This is a genomic window from Prosthecobacter sp. (assembly GCF_044378005.1).
In the GTDB taxonomy this organism is placed as follows: domain Bacteria; phylum Verrucomicrobiota; class Verrucomicrobiia; order Verrucomicrobiales; family Verrucomicrobiaceae; genus Prosthecobacter.
In genome coordinates this window covers 1-20,567 of the sequence record NZ_JBILYB010000018.1, presented here as the reverse complement: position 1 = coordinate 20,567, position 20,567 = coordinate 1, and the positions used below count along the sequence as shown (strand labels likewise).

General features: G+C 60.5%; 13 protein-coding genes. 7 read left to right on the top strand and 6 right to left on the bottom strand.

Annotated features, from left to right (window positions below):
• Positions 1–105: 105 nt before the first annotated feature.
• Positions 106–1,710: an L-aspartate oxidase gene (gene nadB / locus AC6FTP_RS05950; protein ID WP_497205987.1), complete on the bottom strand. Its 1,605-nt coding sequence runs from the start codon at positions 1,708–1,710 to the stop codon at positions 106–108.
• A gap of 127 nt (positions 1,711–1,837) precedes the next feature.
• On the opposite strand from nadB, the gene clpX reads away from it, so the two are divergent.
• Positions 1,838–3,115 (top strand): ATP-dependent Clp protease ATP-binding subunit ClpX, encoded by a 1,278-nt coding sequence (gene clpX, locus AC6FTP_RS05945; protein ID WP_497205986.1) that lies wholly within the window; start codon positions 1,838–1,840, stop codon positions 3,113–3,115.
• Between the two features lie 79 nt (positions 3,116–3,194).
• On the opposite strand, the gene AC6FTP_RS05940 is transcribed toward clpX, so the two are convergent.
• The 5 genes from AC6FTP_RS05940 to AC6FTP_RS05920 form a co-directional block, all read right to left on the bottom strand.
• A complete protein-coding gene (locus tag AC6FTP_RS05940; protein WP_497205985.1) occupies positions 3,195–5,702 on the bottom strand; it encodes a PSD1 and planctomycete cytochrome C domain-containing protein in 2,508 nt (835 codons plus the stop codon).
• Positions 5,703–5,807: 105 nt separating this feature from the next.
• Positions 5,808–6,653, bottom strand: a complete 846-nt coding sequence (locus AC6FTP_RS05935) for a sugar phosphate isomerase/epimerase family protein (protein ID WP_497205984.1) — start codon at positions 6,651–6,653, stop codon at positions 5,808–5,810.
• A 42-nt stretch (positions 6,654–6,695) separates the two neighbouring features.
• Complete coding sequence (locus AC6FTP_RS05930; protein WP_497205983.1) at positions 6,696–7,676, bottom strand: YheT family hydrolase; 981 nt, start codon at positions 7,674–7,676, stop codon at positions 6,696–6,698.
• Positions 7,676–8,344, bottom strand: coding sequence for a 2-C-methyl-D-erythritol 4-phosphate cytidylyltransferase (gene ispD, locus AC6FTP_RS05925; RefSeq protein ID WP_497205982.1), 669 nt, complete (start codon positions 8,342–8,344; stop codon positions 7,676–7,678). Before ispD ends, AC6FTP_RS05930 begins: the two co-directional genes overlap by 1 nt.
• 4 nt (positions 8,345–8,348) lie before the next feature.
• The gene (locus tag AC6FTP_RS05920) at positions 8,349–8,801 is read right to left on the bottom strand and encodes a GatB/YqeY domain-containing protein (protein ID WP_497205981.1); all 453 of its coding nucleotides are present in this window, start codon (positions 8,799–8,801) and stop codon (positions 8,349–8,351) included.
• A 121-nt stretch (positions 8,802–8,922) separates the two neighbouring features.
• Between AC6FTP_RS05920 and serA the strand changes: the two genes are divergently transcribed.
• The 6 genes from serA to AC6FTP_RS05890 form a co-directional block, all read left to right on the top strand.
• Positions 8,923–10,530 carry a phosphoglycerate dehydrogenase gene (gene serA, locus AC6FTP_RS05915; RefSeq protein ID WP_497205980.1) on the top strand — a complete coding sequence of 536 codons (1,608 nt, stop codon included), beginning with the start codon at positions 8,923–8,925 and terminating at the stop codon, positions 10,528–10,530.
• 143 nt (positions 10,531–10,673) lie between these two features.
• A complete protein-coding gene (locus AC6FTP_RS05910) occupies positions 10,674–14,858 on the top strand; it encodes a PVC-type heme-binding CxxCH protein (protein ID WP_497205979.1) in 4,185 nt (1,394 codons plus the stop codon).
• A gap of 46 nt (positions 14,859–14,904) precedes the next feature.
• On the top strand, positions 14,905–16,716 hold the full coding sequence (locus tag AC6FTP_RS05905) for a DUF4838 domain-containing protein (protein WP_497205978.1): 1,812 nt from the start codon (positions 14,905–14,907) through the stop codon (positions 16,714–16,716).
• Between the two features lie 20 nt (positions 16,717–16,736).
• On the top strand, positions 16,737–17,981 hold the full coding sequence (locus tag AC6FTP_RS05900; RefSeq protein WP_497205977.1) for a beta propeller repeat protein: 1,245 nt from the start codon (positions 16,737–16,739) through the stop codon (positions 17,979–17,981).
• 5 nt (positions 17,982–17,986) lie between these two features.
• Complete coding sequence (locus AC6FTP_RS05895) at positions 17,987–19,375, top strand: neutral/alkaline non-lysosomal ceramidase N-terminal domain-containing protein (protein WP_497205976.1); 1,389 nt, start codon at positions 17,987–17,989, stop codon at positions 19,373–19,375.
• Positions 19,372–20,567, top strand: a 1,196-nt coding sequence (locus tag AC6FTP_RS05890; RefSeq protein WP_497205975.1) for a sialidase family protein, incomplete at its 3' end; no start/stop codon positions are given. The genes AC6FTP_RS05895 and AC6FTP_RS05890, both read left to right, overlap by 4 nt.

The window sequence follows — 20,567 nt, the reverse complement described above, 5'->3', positions numbered from 1 at the left end:
ATTGGTTGGGTTATGGGCAACATCCTACTGAAATGCCATGGCCGGACACAAGACGGCTGTTATTTAACATTCGAAATACCTCGGGGCTGAGGTCGCCGCCCCAACTCAATACCGCCTGACAACCGTGTCTGCTGGAGGGCGGGTGTCGTCTTTCTCGGGGAAGTCGAGGGTGTAGTGCAGTCCGCGGCTTTCATGACGGCGGATAGCGCATTCGACGATGAGGGAGGCGGTCTCGACGAGGTTTCGGAGCTCGAGCAGCTCGCTCGTGATGCGGAAGTTCCAGTAAAACTCCTGCACCTCGCGCTTCAGATTGCGCAGACGGGCAGCGGCGCGCTGGAGGCGCTTGCCGGTGCGGACGATGGAGACGTAGTCCCACATGAGGCGGCGGATCTCATCCCAGTTGTGGTAGATGACGACGAGCTCGTCATTGTCCACGGCGGTGCCGCTTTGCCAGGGCGGGATGGGATACATCTGCTCGTGCTCTTTGCCGATGGGCATCTTTTTGATCATGTGCTCGACGGCGCGATGCGAGATGACGAGGCACTCGAGCAATGAATTGCTGGCGAGGCGGTTCGCGCCATGCAGGCCGGTGCAGGCGACTTCGCCGACGGCGCAGAGGCCGCGGATCTTGGTGGCGCCGTTAATGTCGGTGACGACGCCGCCGCATTGGTAATGCGCGGCGGGCACGACGGGGATGGGCTGCTTCGTGATGTCGATGTCCACCTCCAGGCAGGCTTTGTGGATGTTCGGGAAGTGGCTGAGGATGAAGTCGGCGGGCCTGTGGGAGATGTCGAGATAGACGCAGGGGCCGCCAGTGCGCTTGATCTCATGGTCAATGGCGCGGGCGACGATGTCACGCGGGGCGAGGGAGCCGCGCGGGTCGTAGTTTTGCATGAACTCCTTGCCATCGTTGCCGATGAGGCGCGCGCCCTCGCCGCGCATGGCCTCGGTGATGAGGAAGGAGCGTTTTTCGGGATGGTAGAGGCAGGTCGGATGGAACTGGATGAACTCCATGTTTGCCACGGTGGCTCCAGCACGCCACGCCATGGCGACGCCGTCACCCGTGGCGACTCGTGGGTTCGTCGTGTAGAGATACACACGCCCGCAACTGCCTGTGGCGAGCACGACGCGGTCCGAGCGCATGGTCAGCACTTCGCGCGTCTCTTCATTTAAAACATAGAGGCCGAGCACGCGGTCCTCGGAGACATAGCCGAGCTTGCCCGTGGTGATGAGGTCGATGGCGAAGTGGTTCTCGAGCAGCGTGATGTTTTCTTTGGTGCGAACGGCGGCGAGGAGCTTCTCGGTCATCTCACGGCCCGTAGCATCGGCGGCATGGAGCACGCGGCGGCGGGAGTGGCCGCCTTCTTTGGTCAAATCGAACTCGAGGTGTCCGTCGGGTGCTTCGCGGTGATCGAAGTCCACACCCCATTTCACCAGCTCCTCGACTCGCGCAGGCCCTTCGGTGACGATGACGCGGACGGCATCTTCATGGCAAAGGCCTGCCCCGGCGATGAGGGTGTCGCTCACATGCTGCTCGATGCTGTCCTGCTCACTGGTTACGCAGGCGATGCCGCCCTGGGCCCAGTTTGAGTTTGAGTCGAGCGCTCCGCGCTTCGTGATGAGAGCCACGCGACCATGCTCGCAAGCATGGAGAGCCGAGCTGAGACCTGCGGCACCGCTGCCGATGATGATAAAATCGAACTCGATCATGGATGGAGAGGTCAGGAGTAAAGCAGGTTGCAGGGAAACGTCTCGAAAATGTTACGATGGCAGTATTGATACGATGCCGTCTTGACGGGCAATCCAGCTTCGTGCGAGATTCTCAGCAGCCCCCCCCATGCCACGCACCTCCACCGTCACCCTCTGCTCCTTCTGCGGCAAAAGCCACGCGGAGGTGCGCAAACTCGTCGCCGGCCCGGGCGTGTACATTTGCGACAACTGCATCGGCGTCTGCAAGAGCATCCTCGACCGCGAGTCGGCGCAGGAGACGGACAATGCGGGTGGGCTGAACGTGCCACGCCCCGCCGAGATTCGTGCGACGCTCGATGAACATGTCATCGGGCAGGATCAGGCGAAGAAGGTGCTCAGCGTGGCGGTTCACAATCATTACAAGCGCATCCTTCATTCCCGCCAGCAGGCGATGAAGAAGGATCAGCCGCGCAAGATGAACGACCCGAATGATGTCGATATCGAGAAGAGCAACGTGCTGCTGCTCGGCCCGACTGGCTGCGGCAAAACACTGCTCGCACGCACCTTGGCGAAGATCCTGAACGTGCCCTTCAGCATCGCTGATGCCACGACTTTGACAGAAGCTGGCTATGTCGGCGAAGACGTGGAGAACATCATCCTTCGCCTGCTCCAGGCCGCTGACTTCGATGTCGCCCGCGCGGAGATCGGCATCATTTACATCGACGAGATCGACAAGATCGGCCGCACCACCGGCAATGTGAGCATCACGCGTGATGTCTCCGGCGAAGGCGTGCAGCAGGCGCTGCTGAAGATCATCGAAGGCACGATCTGCAACGTGCCGCCGCAGGGTGGCCGCAAGCATCCGCAGCAGGAGTACATCCAGGTGAACACGGAAAACATCCTCTTCATCGTCGGCGGCGCCTTTGTCGGGCTCGACCAGATCATCAAGCGTCGCAAAGGCAGCCGCACGATGGGCTTCGTCGGCGGTGTGATGGAAAAGGAAGCGGACAAAGACGAGACGCTGAAGCAGGTGGAGCCCGAGGATCTCATCAGCTTTGGATTGATCCCCGAATTCATCGGACGCCTGCCCATCATCTGCGCGCTGCGTGAACTCACCGAGGCCGAACTCGTGCGCATCATTACCGAACCCAAGAACGCTCTGCTCAAGCAATACGCGAAGTTGCTCAACATGGAAGGCGTGGACCTGAACGTGAACAAGGAAGGCCTGCTCGCCATCGCCCGCGAAGCCGTGAAGCGCGGCACCGGAGCACGCGGCCTGCGCAGCATCTTCGAGCGAATCATGCTCGACGTGATGTATGACGTGCCCAGCCGCGTGGATGTCCGATCTGTCTCGATCAATGAAGCCGTCGTCAAAGGCGAACGTGCCCCCATCGTGAAGAAGCGCATCGAGCGGAATGCGGCGTGAGGAGTAGTTCGTAGTTCGGGCTTCAGCCCGTGCCTGAGAATCAAGCACCGACACGGGCTGAAGCCCGAACTACGAACACTCAATTCAGATACCGAAACTCGGCACTGGCAAAGAGGCTTTGGCAGAAGGCGGAGAGCGCGGCTTTCTGGGCGTAGTCTTTGGCTTCTTTCGTCTGCTTGCCGTTGGCGGCTTGGTCGGGGAAGCGGGTCCAGAAAGCGCGAATGGCGGCGAGTTCCTTTTCAGTGGGTGGGCGGGCGAAGCAGAGCTGGTAGGCGTAGGTCAGGCGTTCGATGGGAGTGCCTTTGAACTCGCCGATGCGTTTGGCGAAGGCGTCCGCAGCGCTGATGGACTGCGGGTTGTTCATGAGGAAGAGGCTTTGGCTGGGGACGTTCGTGGTGTCGCGCTCGCTGGTGACGAGGCTGGCATCGGGGAAGTCGAAGGTGCTGAGGACTTCGGGGATCTGATCGCGGATGATGGGGAGGTAGATGCTGCGGTAGTTGTAGGGTTTGTTCATCACCTCGCGGGCGAGGTTGAGGATGCCTTCGCGGCCCTCTCCAGCACGCGCGACGGGGGAACCATCGACAGGATAGAAGTCGAGGGTGCCGCCCACGAAGAGCATGGCATCGCGGATGGCTTCGGCATCGAGACGGCGCTGGCTCATGCGCCAGTGCAGTTTGTTTTCGGGATCGGCGGCGTAGTTCGCGGCATCGTAGCCGGAGCCCATTTGATAAGAGCGGCTTAGCATGATCTCGCGGATGAGCTGCTTCACGGACCAGCCTTTGTTCATGAAGGTGAGGGCGAGATGATCTAGCAGCTCGGGGTGGCTGGGCTTCATGCCCATGAGGCCAAAGTTGTCTGGCGTGGCGACGATGCCGCTGCCCATGAGCTTGAGCCAGACGCGGTTGGCCATGACGCGGGCGGTGAGTGGGTTGTCTTTGGAAGCGATGAACCAGGCGAGGTCGAGACGGCCGCTGCCTTCGCTGATATTCAGAGGTTCGCCTTTGGCGCAGAGGACTTCGACGAGGCCGCGTGACACGGTTTCTCCGGGCTGTTTGACATCTCCACGGATGAGGATGGTGGTGTTGACGGGGCGTTCTTTGTCGAGCGTGCCCATGGCGAGGGTGCGTGGGGTGCCATCGGAGTAGAAGAGGTCCAGGTCGGCCTTCACGGATTCTGCTCGATCAAACGAACTGCGGACGCGGAGGAAGTTGGCGGCGTTTTGTTGGTTGCGCTGTTCGGCGCTGGAGCGACGGACTTGCTCGCGGATGTCCTCGGCGGTCTGCACGGCCTCATCGTGGTTCTTTTTCAGCTTGGCGTATTCGCTGGGTGAGATGGCGGCGAGTCCTGAGGGCATGTCGGCACCACGATCAAGTTCGATGAGGGTGCTGGTGTTGGCGTTTTGAAGCTGACTGTAGGTGCCGTAAAGGGTGTCGCTGCTGAGGAAGATGCCAGCGAGGGCGTAGTAGTCGCGCTGGGTGACGGGGTCGAATTTGTGGTCGTGGCAGCGGGCGCAGGCGAGGGTCAAACCGAGCATGGACTGCGAGACGGCGTCGATTTGTTCATCGACGAGATCCATGGCGAACTGGCGCTTGTCGCGGTTGTTGTGGCCTTTGCTGCCGATGGCGAGGAAGCCGGTGGCGACGATCTTTTCGGCCTGATCATGCTTGGTCTCGAACTTCATGAGATCACCCGCGAGCTGCTCTTTGAGGAACTGGTCGTAGGGTTTGTCGCGATTGAAGGACTCGATGACGTAGTCGCGGTAACGCCAGGCGTGGGGGTAGAGCACGTTGACTTCTTTGCCGCTGCTTTCGGCATAGCGGGCGATGTCGAGCCAGTGGCGGCCCCAGCGTTCGCCGAAGCGCTGCGAGTCGAGATACTGATCGATGACGCGCTTCACCGCATCGGGGGAGGTGTCGGCGAGGAAGGCCTTCACTTCATCGGGCGTCGGCGGTAGGCCGGTGAGGTCGTAAGCAATGCGGCGGATGAGCGTGGGACGGTCAGCATCCTTCACGGGGTGCAGGCCAGCTTTTTCGATGCCGGCGAGGACGAAGGTGTCGATGTCGGTCCTGGCCCAGCCCTCGGTTTTCACGGCGGGGAGGTCGTGCTTCACGGGCTTTTGAAAGGCCCAGTGCTTGCGGCCTTCGTCCATGTCGATCTGGCGTTTGCCACCGCTGGTATTGGCCACTTTTTGTTCGCGGGGGTCGGGTGCGCCCATCTCGATCCACTTCTTGAAGTTGGCGATGACGTCCTCGGGCAGCTTGTTCTTCGGCGGCATCTGCATGTCGTCATTCGCCCAGGTGATGGCCTCGTAGATGGAGCTTTCGGCGAGGTTTCCAGGCGTGACGCCGGGGTGGCCGGACTCACCGCCGAGTAGGGTGGCCTGCTTCGTGTCGAGCGTGAGGCCGCCTTTGACCTTCTCGGACTCGGACGAGTGGCATTTGTAGCAATGCTCGATGAGTGCAGGGCGGATGTTCTTCTCGAAGAAGTTCAGCTGATCCGCTGAGATGCCCGCATGGGCGGTGGCTTCAGCGTCATTGGCCGCGAATGCGGCAGCGGGCAGGAGCAGAATGGAAACGAGAGCCTTCATGGGTGATGGCGCCTGAAACCCTGCGTGGAGTGGAAGGTTGCACTCCACAAAAAAGGCCTGCGAACCGAAGTCCGCAGGCCGGGGAATGAACGAGGTCGCGAGTGATTACTTCGCTGGCTTCCAGTCCTTCACGAAGGTGAGGCAGGCGGTGATCTCGGGCACGCTGGTTTCCCAGTTGTGCTCGTATTCGCAGTGGAGCGGGCCGGGATAACCCTGCGCGTGGTATTCAGCGAGGATGCCGGCGATGTTGCTCTTGCCCTGGCCGAAAGGGAGGTCGTGGGCTTTGACATTGCCAAACTCGGTGAGGTCCTTCATGTGGCTGTCGAAGATGCGGCCTTTGAGGATCTTGATGCAATCGACGGGATCGAGTCCGCTGCGGACCCAATGGCCCACGTCTGCGCAGGCGCCGAGGCGTGGGTCGCGATCTTTGACGAGGCCGAGCACGTAGTTCGGGTCCCAGAAAAGGTAGGCGCGGTCCAGCGGGCGCTTCGGATGGTTGTGGATGGCCATCTTGATGTCGAATTCCTTCACCAGTGCCTCGATGCCGTCCATGCCAGCCACGTCGGGCTCGGAGATGACGATGCCGATGCCCATGGTTTTGCAGAACTCGAAGACCTTGCGGTCAGCAGCGGCATCTTTGCCGAGCTTGATGACGCCGAAGCCGACGGGAGTCAGGCCTTTCTCAGCGAGCTTGGCTTTGACGGCGGCGATCATCTCGGGTGTGGCGTTCTGGTCCCACTTGGCTTTGTCGTCATACTTCTGGCCGGGATAGAACTCGATGGTCTTGCCGCCCGCGATGGCGGTCTTGTCGATGGCTTCGAAGACGCTGTACATGCGGAAGCTGTAAGCCTGGCAGCCGGCGAAGAATTCTCCGACTTTGGCGGTTTGGGGAATCTCGGCGGCGAAACAGGTCGCGGCGAGGAAGGAGAGGAGGAGCAGGGCTTTCTTCATGGGGTTGTGAGGGCGGTTTGAACGAGCGCCATGGAGTCGCCCTTACACCGCTGCGGAGATAAACTCCAGCACGCGTCTCTCCGACCATGGTTGCAAACCGGCGCGGAAGTCGAGAAAGCCGACATGGCCGCCGTGCTCGGGGGCTTCCAGATGGAGGAATGGGCTGCCATGGGCCAGCTCTTCGGGGAAGGAGGGCAGACAGAGCAGCGGATCGTTTCGCGCGTTCAGTAGCAGCGTGGGCACCTTGATTTTGGCCAAGTGTGGCAGCGAACTGGCACGCGCCCAGTAGTCCTCGGCATCGGCGAAACCATGCAGCGGGGCGGTGATGCGTTCATCAAACTCACGCAGCGTGCGCACGGCGGCGATGCCATCGCGACCGGCCAGCATCTGCCGAAGTTCGGGGTGGCGCTGAGATTTCGCGAGAACCTTGGCTTTCAGCGAGTGAAGGAAGCGCTGCTGATACACGCGGTTGGATTTTTTCTCGTCCAAAGCCAGGGCGCTGGAGGCGAGGTCCACCGGGCCTGAAATGGCGGCGACGGCGCGGATGGCTGGATGCGCTGGAGCTTCGCCCACGCATTTCAGACTCAGGTTAGCCCCGAGGCTGAAACCCACGAGCACGATGTTCTGAAATGAGGCTGCTGCGTGCTCGATCACGAGCCGGAGGTCACCGGATTCGCCGCTATGGTAAAAGCGCTGGAGCCTGTTTTCGATGCCGCCGCAGCCGCGATAATTCCACGCGAGCACGTCCCAGCCTTCCATGGCCAAAGTCTGCACCATGCTGCGAATGTAAGTCGCATCCACCGAACCTTCGAGACCATGCGAAAGGATGGCGAGCCGCGATGTCTGAGGCTTCGACTTGGCCGACATCCAGCGCAGCTCCAGGAAATCGCCATCGGCCAGCTCCAGGCGCTCGGCTTTGTCCCAGACAGTCAGCCGACGTGGCACAAACACGGGGAAGATCGTCTGTGCATGACCTCCCGGCAGCCAGCGTGGGGCGTGGTAGCTGGAGGTCAGGACCGGCATCAGCGCAGGAAGTTCTCCGCAAACACGAGGTCGGCAGGGAAGGTGATCTTGGGGTTCGGCGAGGGGTTATCGACGACGAGCACCGCCACGCCGACGTGCTGCACGGCGGAGACTTCATCGGTCACGAGCGCTCCGTCGCGGATCACGGCCTCGTAAGCACTTACGAGCAAGTCTTTGGCAAACACCTGCGGCGTCTCCATGACCCACACGCCACTGCGGTCGAGGGATTCGGTGATCTTGCCGTCGGCATCCACGCGTTTGATCGTCTCTGTCATCGGCCTGGCGCAGGCCACAGCGCGTTGCTCACGAGCAGCGGCGATGCATTTGGAAATCTGTGTTGGCGAGATCAAAGGCCTCGCGCCGTCATGCACGGCAATGATCTCTGATGTCGGCGAGCATGTCTGAATCCCCGCCCACACCGAAAGATGCCGCTCAGCGCCTCCTTGCACCACGGCGACGAGCTTCGACAGCCCGCCATGATCCCGCCAGTGCTCGATCTGCTCCGCCACGTCCTCGCCAGTCACGACAATGATCTCATCCACTTCCGCACAAGCTTGGAACTCCCCCAGCGTCCTCCAAAGCACGGGGACGCCACCCAGCGGCGCGAGGAGTTTATTAAACCCCATGCGCCTGCTGCTCCCGGCGGCGACGATGATGGCGGAGGTCATGGAATTATTGAAGCCTCTTCGCCACCTCACTCGACAGCGCGCGGTTGTCGGCACGGCCTTCGGCGCGTTCCTGGAGCACCTTCATCACGCTGCCCATTTCCTTTTTCGAGGTGGCTCCGAGTTCGGCGATGACGGCCTCCACGAGCTTCACAAGGTCTTCGGCGCTCATCGCGGCAGGGAGATACTTCTCCAGCACGGCGATCTCGGCTTTCTCCACGTCGGCGAGATCCTGACGGGCGGCGCTTTCGTAGCTGGCCACGCTGTCCTGGCGCTTTTTGATCTCTTTGCGCACCACCAGAATGGCGTCGGTGTCGTCCAGCTCTCCATCAGCACCAAATTTCTCGATGGCGGCATACTTGATGGCCGATTTCAGGCCGCGCACCACGTTCAGGGCCACGGTGTCTTTGGCCTTCATGGCCGTTTTCATATCTTCGACGATCTGTGCAGAGAGAGGCATGGTCAGGTAGGGGTAAAAGTTGAGGGCCGGAGACTGGCGTAGGCTCGCTGGATTGTCCACATTCCGCTCACGCACCTCCTCCTTGCCAAATCCCCGCGATGTCCTAGCCTGCGCGCCCCTTATGGCCCAGTTTAAAATTCTCATCGCCGGTAACAACGACCCCATTTCGAGCAAAGGTATCGACCTCTTGAAGGCCGAGTCCTCCTTTGACGTGGTCGTGAACATGAACCTCAAAGAAGAGGCTGCGATGATCGAGGCCTCCCGCGATGCCCACGCCATCATCGTCCGCTCCGGTGCCAAAGTGACCGCCAAGGTCCTCGAAGCTGCCCCGAACCTGAAAGTCATCGGACGTGCCGGTGTCGGCGTGGATAACATCGACGTCCCCATCGCCTCCAAGCGCGGCGTGGTGGTGATGAACACCCCCGGTGGCAACACGATCTCCACTGCTGAGCAGGCCTTCACCTTGATGATGGCCCTCTCCCGCAAGACCCCGCAGGCGCACGCCACCATCGTCAGCGGCAAATGGGACCGCAAAAGCTTCCAGGGCACCGAAGTCTATGGCAAAACGCTCGTCGTGCTCGGCATGGGCCGCATCGGCGCGGAGTTCGCCAAGCGTGCGAAAGCCTTCGGCATGAGCGTCGTGGCTTATGATCCCTATTTGAGCAAAAACCGCGCGGAAAGCCTCGGCGTGACCCTTTGTGAAGACCTCGATGCCGCCATCGTGCAGGCCGACTACATCACGATGCACATGCCGCTCACGCCGGAGACGAAGCACATGATCAATGCGAAGCGTCTCGCCAGCCTGAAGAAGAGCTGCCGCATCATCAACTGCGCCCGTGGTGGCCTCATCGACGATGCCGCTCTTGCCCAGGCCCTGACCGACGGCACCATCGCTGGTGCAGCACTGGATGTCTTCGAAGTCGAGCCACCACCTGCAGACTACCCGCTGCTCAGCGCTCCAAACACCGTCTTCACCCCGCACCTCGGTGCCAGTACGGAAGAGGCGCAGGAAAACGTCGGCATCGAGATCGCGGAAGTCATCAAGGCCCATCTCCTTCTCGGCACTGTCGTCAACGCGGTGAACATGCCGAACGTCGATCCGAAGGTGCTCGCCGAGATCGGACCCTTCCTCAAATTTGGCGAACTCCTCGGCCGCGTCGTTTCCCAGCTCGCTCCAGCTCGCTCGAACGTCGTCAGCATCAACTATAGCGGCAAAGTCGGCAGCGGTGACACCACCCTGATCTCCCGTGCCGTGCTGAAAGGCTTCCTCGAGCGTGCCGTCGGTGCCGAGCAGGTGAATTACATCAACGCCAACGGCGTCGCTGAAAACCTCGGCCTGCGCTTCACCGAAAGCCGCCTGCCCGAGGCCAACGTCTTCACCGACCTCATCGAAGTCCAGGCTAGCAATGGCACCGAAACCGCCAGCATCGCCGGCACCTTCTTTGCCGGTGAGCCACGCATCGTGAAGGTCAATGACCGCCACATCGAGACCCGCCCAGAAGGCACTCTGCTCCTCATCGAGAACCAGGACCGCCCCGGCATGATCGCCGCCTACAGCAGCATCCTCGGGAAAAACCAGGTCAACATCGCTGACATGTCCCTCAGCCGGAACAAGGAAGGCGGCACCGCCCTTACCCTGCTCACGCTCGACTCCACGCCCGCCGCCGAAGTGCTGGCCGAGCTGGAGAAGATCCCCGGCATCACCCGCGTCCACAGCGTGGTGGTTTGAGGTCAGCCACCCTCGTTTGATCATCGAAAGTTCGGAGGCAGGCTCAGGCCTGCCTCCTTTTTTGTCGCTATTGCCGTGGATCATGGACGAGAACCCAGGACCTGTTTGAATAGAGTCGCTGGTGGCTCTCGTTCCATCCCACCATGAAATTCCTCTGCGCTTTTTTCCTCATCGCAGCTCCGCTCCTCGCCGCCGAGTCGATCTTCGATGGAAAGACGCTTGGGCATTGGATCGGTAAACCCGAGCATTGGCGCGTCGAAGACGGTGCCATCACGGGCGAGATCCCTGCCGACAAGCCACTCAAGGGCAACGAATGGATCTTCTGGGATGGCGAGGTGCATGACTTCGATCTCACCGTGGAGTTTCGCATCACTGGCGGACCGAGCGCAAACAGCGGCATCCAGTATCGCTGCCAGCGCGGCGAAAACGGCCACGCCAGCGGCTATCAGGCCGATCTCGATCAGGGCGCGGTGTGGCTCGGACGCATTTACGATGAGCATGGCCGTGCGTTGCTGGTCGAACGCGGTGCCCGCGTGAGCATCGCGCCGGATGGCCGTCGATGGACGGATGTGTTCGCTGAGCCGAAGAGTCTCCAAAGAGTCTTCAAGCCCGGCGATTGGAACACCTATCGCATCACCGCCACCGCATCGCACGTCGAGGTGCGCGTGAATGATGTGCTCATGAGCGTGCTCGACGATCACGAGGCCAAAGCCGCCGAGTGGAGCGGCAAGATCGCCTTCCAGCTCCACAGCGGCCCCGGACCGGCCAGGGTGCAGTTCCGCAACATCCAGCTCACGCACCTCGGCAAGACCGCGATGCCCAAGCGCGACGCGCTCAAGCCCCAGCTTGAAACTTCAAACCTGAAACCTGAAACTTCATTCATCGCGCCGCCCGCCGAGCTGAACCTCGGCTTCGAAAAAGGCACGCTCGACGGTTGGAAGGCCGAGGGCGATGCGTGGAAGGGCCAACCCGTCGAAGGCGATACGGTGGCGATCCGCAAACGCGGCAACTCGCAGCATGCGGGCAAGTTCTGGCTCGGCGGCTACGAGCGCATCGGGGACAAAGGCACCGGCACGCTCACTTCGACGAGTTTTGTCGCCACGCATCCATGGGCCAGTTTTCTCGTCGGAGCTGGTCGTTCGATGAAAACGGAGATCGTGAACGAGGCGGACGGTAAAGTGCTGTTCAGCGCCAGCGGCGAAGATCGCGAGGACATGAAGCGCGTGGCCGTGAATCTCGAAAGCGTGGTCGGGAAGAAGATATTCATCCGCATCGCCGATGCAGCGAAAGGCGGCTGGGGGCATGTGAACTTCGACGACTTCGTCTTCCACGATCAAAAGCCGAGCTTTGCCGCCACCACTCTCACCATCAGCGGCGACCGCAACAAGCGCGGGGATGAAAGCCCCGTGTTATGGCATCTGCTGCCAAATCCCTCCAAAGACCTGCCCGAAATGCGCGTGCAGGACGGCTTTCAGGTCGAGTTGATCGCGAAGGAGCCTGACGTGAAGCAGCCGATCGCGTTTTGCTTCGATGAACGCGGGCGCATGTGGGTGGCGGAGGCGTTCAGCTATCCGAATCGTCAGCCGGAAGGGCAAGGGAAGGACCGCATCACCATTTTGGAGGACGCAGATGGGAATGGCAGCTTCGAGACGCGGAAGGTGTTCTGCGAAGGCCTGAATCTCGTCAGCGGTATCGAGGTCGGCTTTGGCGGCGTGTGGGTGGGTGCCGCGCCGTATCTGCTTTTTATTCCAGACGCGGATCGGGATGACCACGCGGATGCGTCGGACGGGTCAGACAAGTCTGACCCGTCCGACGCTGGCCTAGCTTTCAAAACGAAGATCCTCCTCGACGGCTTCGGCTATCAAGACACGCACGAAACGCTGAACAGTTTCCTCTGGGGCCCAGACGGCTGGCTTTACGGCAATCAAGGCGTCTTCAACACGGCCGCCATCGGCAAGCCGGGCTGTGATGCGAAGGACCGTGTCACCATGCGCGCTGGTGTGTGGCGTTATCATCCGGTGCGGCATGTGTTTGAAGTCTTCTGCCACGGCGGATCGAACCAATGGGGTCTCGACTACAACAGCAACGGCCACTTCTTCATGACGCACTGCCGCAGCTTCTTCGGCAAGGGCGGCACGACGAACGCCATCCGCAACGGTCACTTCTGGAATCAATCAAACTCAAACTACGCGCCCTTCATCTCCGCCACCGCGCCGGACTTCGCGCCTGAGCTGCAAAACTACCTGCCCGCCTCCGCGCGTTACGACAGCGGCGAAGGCGGCGCGGGCAAACCGGGCACCACCGCCGTGTATGGCGGCCACTCGCACGTCGGCACAATGATCTACAACGGCGACAACTGGCCCGCGATCTACCGCGACCACCTCTTCACGCACAACCTGCACGGCCATCAGCTCAATCATCAGCACATGGTCCGCACCGGCAGCGGCTACGAGACTTTTCATGCTGGCTACGACCTCCTCCACAGCTCCGCGTCCGACTACATCCCCGTCGATCTCCAAACCGGCCCTGACGGTGCCGTCTATGTCATCGACTGGACCGACACCCAGCACTGCCACAACCCCGACGACGAAAAATGGGACCGCACCAACGGCCGCATCTACCGTATCTCGTGGAAGGAGACGTACAAGCCGGTGAAGGTGGATTTGGGCGAGGTATCCAGCCATAAACTGGCTAACCTCGTCTCTAATCCGTGTAATTGGAGTTCACGAACCGCCAGACGCCTCATTCAGGAAAGAGGGCAATCGCTGTTGCTGGGTTCGACGCAGCCCCTTGATTCTCCCCCCGACGCTCCTTCACCGCCAAGTCTTGGACTGCTCTGGGCTCTGCATGTGTCTGGTGATCTGAATAACAAGGTGCTGGAGAACACGGCTCGGATGGGAGGAGATGTGCAGCGTGCATGGGCCATCCAGCTCGCCACGGAAGAAGCTGGGAAATCCAAACTCAGCTTCGAGACTCTCCTCAAGCTCGCGCAAACCGACCCCTTGCCCACTGTGCGCCTCGCGCTAGCTTCGGCGTTGCCGAAGCTGGATACGAAGACGGTTTGGGAGGTCGCCTCGGCGCTGGCGATGCATGGCGAGGACAAGGATGACCGCTTTCTGCCGAAGATGATCTGGTTTGGCCTCGCGCGGGTGATCGCGGACGATTGGACGCGGGGTCTGGCTCTGGCGGAGAAGACGCCGATGCCTTCCCTGGCCGATTCGATCCGCTGGTTTGCTGGAAAGAGCGCCGAAGGCCGGGAGGCGCTGGTGAAGACACTGAAAACGACGCGGGATCTGAAGATGCTGGCGTTTTCGTTGAAGGATGAGGCCGTGGTGAAGATGCCGAAAGCGTGGCCGCAGCTTCGGTCGGACTTGTCGGACCAGTCTGACGCGTCGGACCTCGTCCGACAGCTCTCGGCGATCTTTGGAGACCGCGCAGTGTTTGCAGAAATGCGCGCACTCCTGGCGGACACCACCCAACTGCTTCCGAGACGCCGCGCAGCCTTCGATCTGCTCAAACGCGTCGGAGATGACGAGGCCACGCCGATCTTCGCGAAGCTGCTCGAGGAGCCTGCTTTCACCACGGCGGTGATTCCGCTGCTTTCGCGCTCGAACGATCCGGCCACCGCCTTGACCCTTCTTGACCGCTTTGACCATCTTGACCCCGCTGACCGCAGCGCCGCTTTGGGTGCTTTGACGAGCCGTCCCGAACTCGCCAAGCCACTGCTTGTGGCCGTCAAAGCCAGCACCTTCGACAAGAAGCATCTCAGCAGCCTGCAAATCCGCCAGATGCGCAATTTGAACCAGGCGGAGATCAACACGCTGCTCGACGCGACGTGGGGCAAGGTGAACGAATCGAGTGCTGCGGCGAAGGCCAGCATCGCGAAGCTCAAGAAAGCCTACGAGTCCGCACCGCTGTGGGCCTTCAACGCGAAATCGGGCGAGCAGACCTTCCAGCAGCTCTGCGCCGTATGTCATGCGATGGGTGGCGTGGGTGGCAAACTCGGCCCCGATCTCTCTGGATCGTGGCGCAACGGGCTGGACTACTTCCTGGAGAACATCATCGACCCGAACGCCGTCGTCGGAGACAATTTCCAGCTTCACGTTTTGACGAAAAAAGACGGCAGCGTCGTCTCCGGCGTCATCGAGCAGGAAACCGACACTGCTATCACTGCGCGCACGGTGACCGAAAGCGTCGTCATCTCGAAGTCCGACCTCAAAGACCGCCAGAAGCTTCCTGTTTCAATCATGCCACCCGGACTGCTCGAAGCGTTGCCAGAGCGCCAGGCGCTGGAGCTGCTGAAGTATCTGCTGAGCAAGCGGGAGTAACCCCCGCCACTAAGCAAAGATGAACCTCGGGGAGCGTAGAGTGAGGATGAAGTTTTGTGTCCTTTCCTTGATCTTTGGGATTGCGGGTGCCTTTGCAAATGAAGTGAAGTTGGTGGAGAGCAACCGCAGTCTGCATGTCATCCATCATGCTGCCGATGCGCCGGAAACGGCGAAGCTCGCTGCACGGGAGATCCAGCATGCGATTCAGGAGTCCACGGGTGTCATGCTGGTGATCACGAGTGAAAGTGTAACGTCTCCAGCCATCCGCATCGCGTCTGACGGCAGACTGCCGCATGATGGATTCGAGATTCGTGTCGAGGCACAAGATGTCATCATCTCGGGCAATGATGATCTGGCACCAGCAAAGCCAGACACATGGTTTGTGCCGAGTCATGGCACGCTGTTTGGGGCTCAGGAGTTCGTGGAGCGTTTCATCGGTGTGCGCTGGCTTTTTCCTGGTGAGTTGGGTGAGGATGTACCGAAGCACGACGTGCTCAGCATTGCATTGAAGGAGGCGATCTGTGGTGCGCCAAGTTTGGCGACGCGATCTCTCGCGTATGTGGGCGAGAGTGATGCGGGGACGCCCGGCAGGCCAAAGTCTGCTACGACGACCTGGATGCGGCGGCATCGACTGACGAATGCATTTCATCCCTTTGTGACAGGTTACGGCCACGCCTGGGACGACTACCTGAAGCCTGCCGACATGGAGGCGCATCCCGAGTGGAAGTCATCGAACGGTGAGGCGGTCAGGAATGGCAAAGTGAAGTTCTTCTGCACCACAGCGCCGGGTTTGGTGGAGTTGTTCGCGAAGCGAGTCATCGAGAGCATGGATCGGAATCCGACGCGCGAGATGTCGAGCATCTCACCCACGGATGGCGGCGGCTTTTGCACCTGTGCGCGATGCGCGAAGCTGATCACGACTGATGCGCACGGGAAGAAGAATCACTCGCTGGCGATCCTCACGTTTTACAAACAAGTGGGTGAGATCATCGCGCGAGAGCGTCCGGCGCGCAGACTCGGCGGCTTTGTGTATTACAACTACCAGTATCCGCCGCCAGAAGTGCCGAAGCTGCCGGATAATCTCTCACTCTGCTGGGCACCGCTGAACTACTATGGTTATGGTTTGCTCAAGCCACTCTACCGCGCCGAGTTTGAGGGCGTGATGAAGCGCTGGGGCGAGATCACGCCGCACTTCTACTACCACAACTACTCCACCTGGATGCGCAGCTACCACGGAGCGCCATTGCCTGTCTTGCTTGATATTCTGAAGCGCGAACTGCCCGCTGCGGTGCAAAACAAAGCCTGGGGTGCCCGCATGGTCGGCACCAGCGCGTGGGGTGTGAATGCGCCGATCAATTACCTGCTCGCGAAGCAGATGTGGAACGCGCAGCTCGATGTCAGCGCCACGCTCAATGAGTGGCTTCAGCGTGCCTACGGTCCTGGCTGGAAGCACATGCGCAGCCTCTATGACGAACTCGATGCCAAGATGAGAGCGCACAAGGAAGCGCAGTCGCCCATCTACAAAGGCAGCCAGTATGAAGTGAACGAGGACGTGATGAAGAATCTCTACGCGCCGATGTTTCCCGCCATCGAGCAGCACTACCGAGCGGCATTGGCGGAATACGCCACTGACAAGCAACGGCAGCGTCTCGGCATGTTTGGCGACAATCTCACACAGCTTCACTTTGCGCTGCGTAAGGCTGGGCTGATCTCGGAGGACTCGAAAAGCATCTTCTTTCGCGATGACGTGGTCTTCGCGCAGTTCCTCAAAGACATGGAGTCCACCTTCAGTCTTTACCGCGATGATCGTGGCATCGACCACGGCCCGATTTGGAAGGGCGAGTATTCCGCACCGTAACTGACTCACTCACTCACCGCATGAAAACACGTCGCCACTTCATCGCCACCGCCGCCAGCAGTCTGCTGCTGCCAGCTTTCTCCAAATCTCATGCCGCGCCTGCCATCGAAGGTGAGACGGAGCATTTCTATTATCGGATGCCAGCGACGGACGGGCCATACATCGACTCGCAACGTGGCAGCAGGGCCTTCGCGTTTGGCGGTGGGAAGATCATGCTCTCCGATGACTGCGGGAAGACCTGGGCGCACAACGCGGACTTTGCCGAGGCGGAGAACATTACCTTCAGCGTGCTCATGAAGAATGGGAACGTGCTCTTCGCCACGCGTGAAAAACTTTTCCTCAGCACGGACAATCTCAAATCTCATCGCGAGATCATCGTGAAAAATCCGGATGGCAGCGACTACCTGCCACACAAGCCGGTGAAAGCGGATCAGCCGGGCTGGTATTTCCACTCGCTCGATGGCGACCACTGCTTCGACGTGGATGGCAAGGAGATGCTCGTGTGGGGCAACTACTGCAACGTGCTCGGGGGTGCCGTGCCGGTGAACATTTACTACTCCACCGACAACGGCGAGACGGTGAAGCTGGCGTATGCCTTTGGCCAGAACCCGAAGTTCCAGCAAAAGGAAGCGCCGCCAGAGGCTTCAATGCTCGGCGATCCGAAGAACCCGCTCATCGCCCGCCACATCCACAACGTGTGCTACAACCCGGCGGAGAAGGCTTTCTACGCCTGCACTGGCGATATTGATCGCACACATGGCAAAGAGGTCCATTGGCTACGCGGCACCTACGATGCGAAGGCCGATACCTGGGACTGGAAGCTGGTCATCTCGGTGGACTCGAACTCGCGCTTCAAAGCCGGCGGAATGAACTTCATCGACAGCAAGATTTACTGGATCGCCGACGCGAACGGCCCCGCCATCGCCAATCGACATGATCGCGGCATCTTCATGTGTGATCCGCAGGACTTCACGGACACGTCCAAGCACACGCTGCTGTTCAATCCCATGTTTGAGTCCGCGAACATGCTCTATCAGGCCGGTGTCTTCGTCGCCACACATTGCGCGCCCGCATCCACCTATGCCTGCGGAATCATTTGGTCGCCTGATAAAGGCAAGACCTGGGCGCAATACGACCTCAAGGAATTCGGGCCACGCTCTGGCTGCCGCATCAACGCGAAGAACAGCGATGGCTGGTTCCGCATGGATCTGCGCAAAGGCTGGATCGAGCGCGCCGAGGTGCTGTTTCTCAAGCCAAAGGCATAACACGTATGAAGCGATTTTTTCAAACCTGTGCCGCGTGGATTGTGTGCGGGAGCCTTTTGGCTGCTGAACCTGCGGAGTGGAAAGCAGCAGCAGCCAAAGCAGTCATCACGCCGACGGAGCCGATGTATCTCGCAGGCTTCGCGAATCGTGAGGTGCCGGCGGAAGGCACGGCGATGGAGTTGTATGCGAAGTCGCTCGCTATTGAGGACAAGCAGGGTGCGCGCTTCGTCATGGTGACGCTGGATCTCGTGGAGGTGACCTACCAGCTCCGCGATGCCGTGGCAGCAGCGGTGAAAGCAAAGTTTGGTCTGCCGGAGAAGGCGCTGCTGCTCAACTGCTCGCACACACACTGCGGACCGGAGCTGCGCTACACGGAGCTTGAGTTCATGAGCTTCACTGATCCGTTGCGGAAGGAGCGCTGCCTGCGCTACAACGCATTTTTGACGGACAAGATCGTGGGCATCATCGGCGAGGCCTTGCAGCATCTGGAACCGGCGACGGTGAGCTATGGCCATGCGCGCTGCGGCTTTGCGATGAATCGGCGCTTGAAGAGCGACAAGCCGACGGGCGATCCTTACTTGAACAGCCCGAATCCCGAGGGCGTGGTGGATCATGATGTGCCGGTGCTGACGGTGGCCACGGCGGCGGGCCAGCTGAGCGCGATTGTCTTTGGCTATGCCTGCCACAACACGTCGATGAGCATCAAGCAGTGGCATGGCGACTACGCGGGTCATGCGCAGCAGATGATCGAGGAAGCGCATCCGGGCACGGTGGCGCTGTTCATGATGGGCTGCGGTGGCGATCAAAACGCGTATCCGCGTTTCAGCCCGATCTTCAGCCTGCGTCACGGTCAAAGCCTCGCCACCGCAGTGGAGGCGGCGATTGATGCGAAGCCGAAGCCGATCAGAGGGCCGCTGCGCATCGACTGGCAGACGACGCGGCTCGATTATCAATCCATCCCGACGACGGAGTTGATCGAGAAGCGTCTCAGCACCGGCGAAGGCTATGACAAGGGCTACGAGGTCTATCAGCGCAAGTGGGACGAGAAGCGGCTGTATGCGATCAAGAACGGTGGCTTGCGGGATCACTACGATTACCCGATTCAAACCGTGCGCTTTGGCAGCGACCTGACCTTCGTGGCGCTCAGCGGTGAGACGTGTGTGGATTACTCGCTGCGTTTGAAGCGCGAGTTCGGCGGGCCAGGCGCGCGCTGGGTCGCTGGTTACAGCAACAACATCCTCGCCTACATCCCGAGCAAGCGCGTGCTGCATGAAGGCGGCTACGAGGCCTTCCGCTCGCTCATGTATTGGTCGAATCCGCTGCATCCCGATAAATTCGCCGACACACTGGAAGAGCGAATCATCGGGAAGGTGCAGGAGATGCTGAAGCCATGAAACAACTCGGCTTCATCTTCTCTTTATTCAGCGCCGTTCTTAGCGCTGCTGATCTCCAAATCACCGTCGCGCCGCGAGTGAGTGTGGTGGAGCGGGAAGGCATCACGGGCGCGGGGCAGATTGTTTCGGCAGGAGATCGGCTTCTGATGTTTTACCCGAATCATCCAGATGACTTTGGTGGTTCCGGCGGCATGGGCGCGCGTATTTCGGAGGATGGCGGCGCGACTTGGAAGGCGCAGCCGGATGACTGGCCGATGGCGAAGATGGTCGATCTGTGGGCTGACAAACTGCGCAATGGCGATCTGCTCGCGTTTGGCATCCGCTGGGTGCCTGATCCGAAGAAGCGCGGCGAGATCACGGCGAAGGATGTGCCTGCGGATGCTTATCAAATCGCGATCTCGAAGGATCAGGGGCGAACGTGGCAGGCGGAGAAGGCGACGATTGATTGCCCGGCGGAGTTTGGCGTCATCGCACGACCGCTGCCTCACACGTTCGAGGATGAAAAGGGAGTGCTTTTCATGCCCGCGTACGCCTGGGGCAAGCATGGCAATCACGCGCTGCTTTTGACCTCGGCGGACCGTGGGAAGCATTGGACGGTGCTTTCCAGCATCACGACTGCGGCGGCGATGGTAAAGGCGGGTGCGCCGGTGACGACGCCCTGGCTCGAAACGACGGTTTCGCCGACGAAAGGCGGCGACTGGCTCGCCATCGTGCGCACGGGCAGCAGCGCGAAGTCATCACTCGTGAGCGTGTGGTCTGCGGATCGCGGCGAGACATGGTCAGCACCGGAAAAGATGTCCGCAGCAGGCAAGCTGCCGACGTTGCAGCACTTGCCGAATGGAGCGCTCGCTCTGCTCACGGCACACTCGAAGAATCACTGCCGTCTTTACCTCTCCGCCGATGAAAATGGCCACGAATGGAGCAAGGCTCACGTTTTGACGAGTCTCAGCGGCGGCAATGCAGGCATGGCCATCACCGGGAATGATTCGCTCGTCGTCATTACTCCTGCGAACCGGCGCATTGATGCCTGGCGCGTGTCGATCCGCCCACCGAGTGTCGTGGCGAAGGATGTCGCGGCACCTGCGGAGATCACCTTTGCCAAAGGCGTGCTGTCGTGGTCGGGATCGGCCACGAGTTATCGAGTGACGCCGGTCTTGATCAAGGCGGCTGCGGGTTACGAAGACACCGAAGT

Excerpts from the sequence above, each read along its gene's own strand:
- nadB (WP_497205987.1), bottom strand. The coding sequence starts at position 1,710 with ATGATCGAGTTCGATTTTATCATCATCGGCAGCGGTGCCGCAGGTCTC.
- clpX (WP_497205986.1), top strand. The coding sequence starts at position 1,838 with ATGCCACGCACCTCCACCGTCACCCTCTGCTCCTTCTGCGGCAAAAGC.
- AC6FTP_RS05940 (WP_497205985.1), bottom strand. The coding sequence starts at position 5,702 with ATGAAGGCTCTCGTTTCCATTCTGCTCCTGCCCGCTGCCGCATTCGCG.
- AC6FTP_RS05935 (WP_497205984.1), bottom strand. The coding sequence starts at position 6,653 with ATGAAGAAAGCCCTGCTCCTCCTCTCCTTCCTCGCCGCGACCTGTTTC.
- AC6FTP_RS05930 (WP_497205983.1), bottom strand. The coding sequence starts at position 7,676 with ATGCCGGTCCTGACCTCCAGCTACCACGCCCCACGCTGGCTGCCGGGA.
- ispD (WP_497205982.1), bottom strand. The coding sequence starts at position 8,344 with ATGACCTCCGCCATCATCGTCGCCGCCGGGAGCAGCAGGCGCATGGGG.
- AC6FTP_RS05920 (WP_497205981.1), bottom strand. The coding sequence starts at position 8,801 with ATGCCTCTCTCTGCACAGATCGTCGAAGATATGAAAACGGCCATGAAG.
- serA (WP_497205980.1), top strand. The coding sequence starts at position 8,923 with ATGGCCCAGTTTAAAATTCTCATCGCCGGTAACAACGACCCCATTTCG.
- AC6FTP_RS05910 (WP_497205979.1), top strand. The coding sequence starts at position 10,674 with ATGAAATTCCTCTGCGCTTTTTTCCTCATCGCAGCTCCGCTCCTCGCC.
- AC6FTP_RS05905 (WP_497205978.1), top strand. The coding sequence starts at position 14,905 with ATGAAGTTTTGTGTCCTTTCCTTGATCTTTGGGATTGCGGGTGCCTTT.
- AC6FTP_RS05900 (WP_497205977.1), top strand. The coding sequence starts at position 16,737 with ATGAAAACACGTCGCCACTTCATCGCCACCGCCGCCAGCAGTCTGCTG.
- AC6FTP_RS05895 (WP_497205976.1), top strand. The coding sequence starts at position 17,987 with ATGAAGCGATTTTTTCAAACCTGTGCCGCGTGGATTGTGTGCGGGAGC.